This is a genomic window from Bartonella sp. AU15XJBT, from assembly GCF_028618615.1.
Taxonomy (GTDB): domain Bacteria; phylum Pseudomonadota; class Alphaproteobacteria; order Rhizobiales; family Rhizobiaceae; genus Bartonella.
This window is the reverse complement of sequence record NZ_JAQITG010000075.1, coordinates 1-2,651: the sequence shown is the minus strand read 5'-3', so window position 1 is coordinate 2,651 and position 2,651 is coordinate 1. Positions and strand designations below refer to the sequence as shown.

Here is a 2,651-nt window from a genome sequence, read left to right as displayed (position 1 = left end):
GCATGTGCGGTGTGTTGTTTGCTTTTTTATTAAACGTTTGAATTTTACAATGAAATCACGCGGCGATGAGACGCTGTGCTGAAAAAGTGTGTATCGTATTCGTTATGAGGAGAGGCATCATTTTAGATCAAGCTATTCCTTCATGGTTTTGAAGGGTGCATAGGGAGTATGATGTCATACGGTGTATTTTTATGTTATGTTTGCCTTTGTTTGAAGAGGGATTAAAGCGATAGGCTTGGAATGTTTATCAGCTCTCTGCTGTTTTGTGTAAATGAGCAAAATTGTGAAACTGGAAAGGGATGCTTTTTTCTCAATAGAGTCGGAGCATCATGACTTTGATTTGCAGTAGTCTTTTTCTGTGCTTTGGATAATCCTTGATAATTTTTTGAACGATAGCTGTTGTGGCATTGTATATTTCTTTTATCAGATGCTTGATGTCATATCACAAGGTCACGCGGCGATGAGACGCTGTGCTGAAAAAGTGTGTATCGTATTCGTTATGAGGAGAGGCATCATTTTAGATCATGCTATTGCTTTACGGCTTTTAGAGAGGGCATAGGGGCATAGTGTCATACGGTGTTTTTCATTTTACGTTTGCCTTTGTTTGAAGGGGCCTGATGCCAATCAATAGGCTTCAATGGGGATGGTTATTGGAAATTTGCTTTTTTCTGTAAATAAGTAAAATCGTAAAAATGCAGAACTGTAAAACCAAGCGGGCCTGCTTTGTCAAAAAAGAAAAAGTAGGGATTGAATTATACATTTTGTTTTTTCATGTGGTATTTTATGGTGTCCAGGATTTGTTGGCTTATCTCCTTATGGGGTAGCCAGCGTAAACCTTTTGATGTTGTTTTTTGTCCTAAATGAATGGGGATGAAATCAACCTTGTTTTTGTGTGCGCACTCAATAATCATTTGATCATGAGTGTTGGAACCAAAAATATGAAGAATACACGGGGGGTGAGGCAAAAGAGCCAACTGCTCAATTAACGCGCAAGAAAATGCATGGGCGGGCGAATGAAGCCATAATACGCAATATTTTAGATCACGCCATTGGCTCACAGCTTCTAAAAATTGTGTTCGTGATGTTGCACAATCATAATTCAACGGTACGCACATATGCTGTTTTTGCAACGCTTCAAACTGGACTTTATGCGAAAGAAAGCGTGCGGCGATAATGGCTTCTTTTGGCGCTAGAGATTGACACAAAGGAGCAAGCATCCCTGTGCCCCCTACGATTAGATAACGATAGTGCGGTTCCTTTTTTTTCATGTCCCCTCCCTCTTTGCTTGAAGCGCGTTGCTTTAAAAATGTGCACTTTTCATCAGAAAGTCATTCACAACGTGTTTGTATCTCTTTACTTATAACTTGCCAAGTACAACCTTCGTCATTTGATGCAAAATCCTCGTTGGAAGAGGCGATTTGACATTGGAGGGCATACCCATAAAGCGTGTGCACTAGCAGCAATAGATGCTCACACGGTTATGCACATTTTGGGGTGGTTCTCCTATGAGAGATAAGCCCAACAGGGTTATTTAAAAAGGCATTATAGGCTAAATTATCAAGAGAATTTTTTAAAACGTTTCAATATGAGCCTTGATAAAGGGGACTTGTGAGAAGAATACCCTCGAGCCGCTGCGATGGTTTTGACAAACTGGCGGACCGCAGCACTTGGAAATGAGTCTCATCTTGATGATGATCTGGATTTGTTATCGGCAAGGGGGGGGCACGCAAATCAACCCAATGAAGGGATGTACCCCGCTTCACGAGGCAATCCGCTAAATAATTGGCTAATATTCATGAAAGTTGACGCACAGACCCCAAAACAATTGCTCTATTCAAAAGCTTTCCCCTTTTTCATGATAAGTCTTATGCAAGGCTTATGGTGGATTGTAAAAAAATGATGCATATCATCATGCTGTTTATAAAGAGCCATTGTGTTTGTATCGCATGGTGATCGAATGAAGCGACTTTAACAGTATTGTTTAAAAAAACACCTAAAACTTGAAAGAAAACGTTGGCACTTTCATTCATGCTAAAACACTTTATCACAAAAAGAGTTGTTTCAGAGGGATCGTCTATTGGCTTGCAAGATCTCCAATGAAAATGAAAGAGCTCTATTGTGAATGTTTATGATCATTGGCTCTTCGTTGCATGAGAGTGCGTTAAGATGTTCTCATTGTAAATTTTATTAGATTGAATTTTTTAGATTGCATAAATCACTTTCTTGCATGTCATGAAGTGGGAGGAGGGGGAAATGGCTGAGAGAAGAATAAAAATGCCTTTTATGAACATTCTCAAAAAGGTTGTTATGGCAGCAGCAAGAATAGGCTGTTGCAGCCGCCAATGGTGTGGCTTGTCGTGGGGCGTGGGGTGGGTGTCCGTGGGGGCGAGGTGGTTGTCCGTGGAGTGGGGTGGCTGTTTGTGGAGGCTGGGGTGGTTGTTTGTGGAGGCGAGGTGGCTGTTTGTGGAGGCTGGGGTGGTTGTTTGTGGAGGCGAGGTGGCTGTTTGTGGAGGCTGGGGTGGCTGTTTGTGGAGGCTGGGGTGGTTGTTTGTGGAGGCTGGGGTGGCTGTTTGTGGAGGCTGGGGTGGTTGTTTGTGGCGGTGGGGGTGTTGTTTGTGGAGGCGAGGTGGCTGTTTGTTGCGGCTGGGGGG

General features: G+C 42.5%; 2 protein-coding genes. One reads left to right on the top strand and one right to left on the bottom strand.

What is annotated here, in order from left to right:
- Window positions 1–752 precede the first annotated feature (752 nt).
- Window positions 753–1,268 (bottom strand): short-chain dehydrogenase, encoded by a 516-nt coding sequence (locus PVV57_RS10010; protein ID WP_273784011.1) that lies wholly within the window; start codon window positions 1,266–1,268, stop codon window positions 753–755.
- Between the two features lie 985 nt (window positions 1,269–2,253).
- Between PVV57_RS10010 and PVV57_RS10005 the strand changes: the two genes are divergently transcribed.
- The coding region (locus tag PVV57_RS10005; protein ID WP_273784010.1) for a hypothetical protein at window positions 2,254–2,651 on the top strand (398 nt) is incomplete at its 3' end.

Excerpts from the sequence above, each read along its gene's own strand:
- PVV57_RS10010 (WP_273784011.1), bottom strand. The coding sequence starts at position 1,268 with ATGAAAAAAAAGGAACCGCACTATCGTTATCTAATCGTAGGGGGCACA.